Below are 5,992 nucleotides of genomic sequence, written 5' to 3'. Positions count from 1 at the left end.
CCCGTGAAGACTTCTTGGCGTTCCGCATTCCCGGCCTGACTAAAAGCCGATCCGAGATCGTGAAGATATTAGAGAGAATAGAAAAGAAGATTTATATCAATCGAAGCATCAACAAGAAGCTTGAGCTTTTAGCGGCTACCGTATTCAAAGAATGGTTTGTCGATTATGGTCCAGTGAAGGCCAAGATGAAGGGAGATGCGGAAACAATTTTGGCTCCAGACATCGCTGTTTTGTTTCCAAGTTCTGTAGATGAACACGGAAATCCAGAGGGATGGAAAGTAAAGAAATGGTCAGAAATAGCAACCCTTGAGTACGGGAAAAGGCTGGAAGCTTATCAAAGCTCATTGTCAGACTTTCCTGTGTATGGTACTAACGGAGTTATTGGGCGACACCACGCCGCTTTGTGCAACGAGGCTGGAGTGATTGTTGGGAGAAAAGGCGCTTATAGAGGAGTTCACTTCTCAGAAAGTCCATTTTATGTGATAGACACGGCATTTTACCTGAAGCCAAAAATACCATGTAGTCGCCGCTGGGCTTATTACTCAATACTTCGGCACGACATCAATTCGATGGATAGCGGATCTGCTATCCCGTCAACTAGTCGCGACGAATTTTACAATCTTAAAGTTGTAGAGCCGCCTATAGAAATACAGATGAAATTTGAGAGCTGCATGGCTCCCGTATGGAGTAAGCAGAGTCAAAACGACGCGCAGAACGATGTTCTTGCCTCTATTCGGGACAGCCTCCTACCGAAGCTGATGTCGGGCAACGTTCAAATGTGCGAACTCGAAGATTGCGTGAGAGATAATCTCTGAGAACAGGATTAGCTATGCCCGCTTACATGCCTGAGAGCGACGTCGAGGAAGCCACGATCGGCTGGCTTCAGGGGATTGGCTGGACCTACCTGCCGGGACCGCACATCTCTCCGGATGGCGGCGCGCCCGAGCGCGCCAGCTACGGCGACGTCGTGCTGGTCAAGCGACTGCGGACGGGGCTGGCGGCGATCAATCCGCACCTGCCGGAAGAGGCTATCGACACGGCGGTGTCGGCGGTGCTCCAAGCGGAGTCCCAGAACCTGCTTCAGGAGAACCGGCGTCTCCACCGCCTGATGGTGCGCGGCGTCGAGGTGTCGTTCCACAGCACCGCGGCCGGCCGGGTGGTCCACGACGTCTGCCGCTTGATCGACTTCGAGCAGCCGGAGCGCAACAACTTCCTGGCGGTCAACCAATTCACGGTGATCCAGAAGAAGAAGGAAGGCCGCCCCGACGTGGTCCTGTTCGTGAACGGGCTCCCGGTGGCGGTCATCGAGCTGAAGAAGCCGGGCGCCGACAACGAACACCTCTCCGGTGCCTTCAACCAGATGGCCTCGTACAAGGCCGACATCGCGGATCTGTTCCGCACCAACGCCCTGTGCGTGATCTCCGACGGCCTGCGTGCGCGGGTGGGATCGATCTCCGCGGACCTCGAACGGTTCATGCCCTGGCGCACCGTGGACGGCGAGACGATCGCCGCAAAGGGGACGCCGGAGCTCTACACCCTGCTGGCCGGCATGCTCGCGCCAGAGCTGCTGCTACCGTTCATTCGGGGCTTCATCGTTTTCGAGGACGACGGCGACAGCGTCATCAAGAAGGTCGCCGGCTATCACCAATTCCACGCCGTCCGCCGGGCGGTGACCTGCACCGTCGCCGCAGCCCGCCCAGGCGGCAGCCGAAAGGTCGGCGTAATCTGGCACACGCAGGGCTCGGGCAAGAGCCTGCTGATGGCCTTCTACGCCGGCCAGCTCGTCGTGACGCCAGAGATGGCCAATCCGACGATCGTGGTGATCACCGACCGCATCGACCTCGACGACCAGCTCTTCCAGACCTTCTCGAACTGCAAGGAATTGCTCCGCCAGACACCGAGCCAGGCCGCGGATCGAGAGGAACTGCGCCGGCTGCTCGCGGTCGAGGCGGGCGGAGTCATCTTCACTACGCTCCAGAAGTTCAAGCCAGAGGCAGGGGAGGAACGCTACCCACTGCTGACCAACCGCCGTAACGTGGTGGTTATCGCTGACGAGGCACACCGCAGCCAGTACGGGTTCGAGGCCAAGACCGACGCGAAGACCGGCAAGGTCGCCTACGGCTTCGCCAAGCACATCCGCGATGCCCTTCCGAAAGCCTCATTTATCGGGTTCACCGGGACGCCGATCGAGGCTGCGGACATCAACACGCCGGCTGTCTTCGGTGGCTATGTCGACGTGTACGACATCCAGCGCGCAGTCGAGGATGAGGCGACCGTCCCGATTTACTACGAGAGCCGGTTGGCCCGCGTCGAGCTGGACCCCGCCGCCAAAGCGCAGATTGAGGCGGCCTACGACGAGGTCGCCGACGACAGCGGTATTGAGGATGGCGAGGAGAACGAGCGTGTCAAGGCTCGCAACGCCCGGATCGAAGCGATCGTCGGTGCCGACCAGCGGATCGCGCTCGTCGCTAAGGACATCGTGGAGCACTTTGAGGCGCGCACGGCAGCGATGGCCGGCAAGGGTATGATCGTCTGCATGAGCCGTGCGATCTGCGTGAAGCTCTATGACGCCATTGTCCGCCTGCGGCCGGACTGGCATAACGACGACGATGCGCTAGGCGCCATTAAGGTCATCATGACCGGCAGCCGCATGGACCGGGTCGCGTGGCACCCGCACATCCGCTTCAACAAGGAGGCCGTCCGCGCGCTGGCGAAGCGGGCCAAGAAGCCCGACGATCCGCTGCGCCTGGTGATCGTCTGCGATATGTGGCTGACCGGCTTCGACGCGCCGTGCATGCACACGATGTACGTCGACAAGCCCATGAAGGGGCATGGGCTCATGCAGGCCATCGCCCGCGTGAACCGGGTGTTCCGCGACAAGCCCGGCGGCCTGATCGTCGACTACATCGGCATCGCCGAGCGCCTGAAGGACGCGCTGCGCCAGTACAGCGACGCCGACCAGAGCCAGACCGGCATCGACGAGGCGGAGGCGGAGGGCGTCCTGCTGGAGCGCTACGAGATCGTGAAGGCCATGTTCCACGGCTTCGATTACGCGCTCGGGATCACCGGCACGCCGGGCGAGCGACTGGCCTGCCTGGCTGAAGCCATCGAGTGGGTCCTCGCAATGATGCAGCGGGACGCGGAGAAGGAGAAGACGCCGGACGGCAAGAAGCGCGCCCGGCGGCGGTACCTTGACGCGGTGCTCGCGCTGACCAAGGCGTTCGCACTCGCCAGCGCGTCGGACCTGGCCCGGCGCCTGCGCGACGAGATCGGCTTCTTCCAGGCGGTCCGCGCCACGGTGATGAAGACCGGCAACGGCAGCGGCAAGAAGTCGGAGACCGACGTCGACCTTGCGATCCAGCAGATCGTGAGCCGGGCTGTCGTCTCGACGGAGATCGTCGACCTGCTGTCGGTCGCCGGCATCGGCCGGACCGACATCTCGATCCTCTCCGACGAGTTCCTCGAAGAGGTGAGGGCGATCAAGCAAAAGAACCTCGCGCTGGAGGCCCTGAGGAAGCTGCTCAACAACGAGATCACGTCCCGGCTTCGTACCAACGTCGTGCAGTCGCGCAGCTTCTCGGAGCGCCTGGAGGCGGCGATCGAGCGCTACCACAACAACGCCGTCACCACGGCCCAGGTGATCGAGGAGTTGATCGCCCTGGCGAAGACCCTAAAGGAGCAGGTGGCCAACGGGGAAGAGGTTGGCCTCAGCCCGGAGGAGGCCGCGTTCTACGACGCGCTGGCGCAGAACGGCAGCGCCGTCGAACTGATGGGCAACAAGCAGCTCCTCGTCATCGCGCACGAGCTGCTGGTGGCCGTGAAGGGCAGCGTCGGCGTGGACTGGCACCGGAAGGAGTCGGCGCGCGCGAAGATCCGGCTAACGGTGAAGAAGATCCTCCGGAAGTGGGGCTACCCGCCAGATCTGGAGAACCAGGCGATCATCACCGTGCTCCAGCAGGCCGAGGCGCTGGCCGAGGAGTGGACGGCCGCCTGAGCGCGTTTGTCTGGACGATCGGGTGCTCAACTGCATGCTGTCGTTGAAGCGTGTGTCAGACTCACGCCCCGGCCGTAGGATCACTCAGGAGCGCGATGTGAGCGTCGAGACGCACAACAACGCCGTCAACAGCAGATCGTGCTCCTGACGCATCCTACGAGTCATCCGACTTGAACCCGACCAGGCCGGCGAACACGCTGCCCTGGTCGTCTGGCTTGTCCTGCATGCCGGTGAAGTCGATCCCGGCGAACACGCTGTCCTCGTCCTCGACCACTGCCGCGTCCATGTCGACGCCGTCGAACACCGAGCCGTCGTCGATCTTGACGTGGGTGCTCGACGAGGGGCTTGTCGCCACCGGCTGGTGGACGGCCCTCGTCTCCTTGTTCCCGATCTCATCCTGCATCTCGATCGCGACGGAGCCAGCGCCAGCCTGCTCGATGAACCAGTCGAGTTCGGCTTGATCCTCGACCGTCCAGACCGGAGCGTTCTCTCGCGGTGATGCAGCGAGATCGAAGGCGTGGTCCTTCAACTCGCTCGACATCCGGAGGTCGGAGTCCCAGTTGACGTTGCCGAGGTTCTTCCGGCCGGCGATGTAGTAGACCTTGCCCGGCAGGCCGCCCTCCTTGTCATCCACCGGCTTGAGCTTCGCTCGGCCCGTCCAGTCGGCGTTCTGCTTCTGGACCCACGATACCAGCTCGTCCCAGCGCGCTGTGCCCGGCCGGACGTTGAGAATCAGATGGACGTGCGGATTCCGCAGATAGTAGCGCGTCTCGGGCTTGTAGACCACGCCGCCCAGGTAGAGCACCTTGTCCCCCTCCAGGCCGTTCAGGCGCTTCAGGAGGTTCTGGATCATGGTCTGCGGCCGCTCGGCTTCCCGGTCGCTGAGAGCCACGTCGAGCAACGCCTCGAACCCGCCGCGGGCTTCCATTGCCAACCAGGCCAACGCGATCTTCTCGTTCAGGCCGTAGTTCGTCCAGCGGGTCAAGCGCTTCTGCGGTAGCTGGCTGAACAGCCAATGGTTGCATTTCCCCTTAAACCTGAGCCAATCCAGGGACTGCTCGCTTCGCTCGCAGAGAAGGTTGAAGTAGCTGGGATTGACGATCGAGGATGATGGACCGGAGATGGGGCTTGAGGAGGCTTTTGAGGTCGCCTTCGAGGTCGCACTAGGGGAACGCCCCCGAACCGGCTGAGAGGCGCTTGTTTCCTGGGCTTTCTGGCCATCCTCAAAGGTCCGATTACAACGATCGACAGCCTCGTCGTCGACCTTCACGACAAGGCCCTCGGCGTTGCCCAGGCCAGCTTCGTCTGGCATACTGAATCTCGCTGTTGCGTGCCTACGATTAGCCGCGCCGGGTGTGCAAGACCTGGTGCGGCTTCCATCGTTGGATTATCGCGTTTGACATTACAGGTTGTCAAACCGGCCCCCGGAGACCGACATGCGCCGGCTCGTCGTTGTCATCCTGTCGATGGCCTACACCTCTCTGCTCGCCGCCGCCCCGGCGCTGGCCGACGCCACGCTGCGCGACCGCTACGGCCGGCGCGAGGCGACGATCGGGCGGGACCCGGTGTCGAAGGATCTGGTGATCCGCGACACCTACGGCCGGCGCCTGGGCACGGTCGACCGCGACCCGGTCACCGGCAACGGCGTGCTGCGCGACACCCACGGCCGCCGTCTCGGTACGATCGAACCCGAGGAGCGCCCCGGCTCCGGCTGGCGCGACCGGCAGCGCTGAACGGGCTGACGGTAATTGACCCGCGACACCGCTCGATGAGAGGACGGCTTCCCACCCTCCGCACCAGCCCGTTTTTTTGTTCGCCTGCAAAGGGTTGTCGTCAGGCACCCCCACCCCTTGAACCACAATGAGCGTCGCGAACGTCAGCTTCACCGTCATGATCTCGCACCGGCGTCAGTGTCGCTGCTGACGATCTGACGCTGATGCACAGAAACGATCTGACGGGCGCCTCACGCGCTGTCGTGCTGTCGCTATGTCAGACGAC

At 62.3% G+C, this 5,992-nt stretch carries 4 protein-coding genes; 3 read left to right on the top strand and 1 reads right to left on the bottom strand.

Annotated features, from left to right (window positions below; genetic code table 11):
• On the top strand, window positions 1–815 hold an 815-nt coding region (locus Q4I23_RS29775; protein WP_498528613.1), incomplete at its 5' end, for a restriction endonuclease subunit S.
• A gap of 14 nt (window positions 816–829) precedes the next feature.
• A complete protein-coding gene (locus Q4I23_RS29770) occupies window positions 830–3,994 on the top strand; it encodes a type I restriction endonuclease subunit R (protein ID WP_498528612.1) in 3,165 nt (1,054 codons plus the stop codon).
• A gap of 154 nt (window positions 3,995–4,148) precedes the next feature.
• Here Q4I23_RS29770 and Q4I23_RS29765 read toward each other — a convergent pair whose 3' ends face one another.
• Window positions 4,149–5,306: a hypothetical protein gene (locus tag Q4I23_RS29765; RefSeq protein WP_498528611.1), complete on the bottom strand. Its 1,158-nt coding sequence runs from the start codon at window positions 5,304–5,306 to the stop codon at window positions 4,149–4,151.
• Window positions 5,307–5,430: 124 nt separating this feature from the next.
• Here Q4I23_RS29765 and Q4I23_RS29760 point away from each other — a divergent pair, with 124 nt between their 5' ends.
• Window positions 5,431–5,727, top strand: a complete 297-nt coding sequence (locus Q4I23_RS29760) for a hypothetical protein (protein ID WP_498528610.1) — start codon at window positions 5,431–5,433, stop codon at window positions 5,725–5,727.
• Window positions 5,728–5,992: the final 265 nt, after the last annotated feature.

The sequence above is a fragment of the Azospirillum sp. UFLA03-27 genome, from assembly GCF_059803775.1.
This window is presented reverse-complemented; position numbering and strand designations above follow the sequence as displayed.

Bases quoted from the DNA above. Each gene is read 5' to 3' on its own strand.
- Q4I23_RS29765 (WP_498528611.1), bottom strand. From the start codon at position 5,306: ATGCCAGACGAAGCTGGCCTGGGCAACGCCGAGGGCCTTGTCGTGAAG.
- Q4I23_RS29760 (WP_498528610.1), top strand. From the start codon at position 5,431: ATGCGCCGGCTCGTCGTTGTCATCCTGTCGATGGCCTACACCTCTCTG.
- Q4I23_RS29770 (WP_498528612.1), top strand. From the start codon at position 830: ATGCCCGCTTACATGCCTGAGAGCGACGTCGAGGAAGCCACGATCGGC.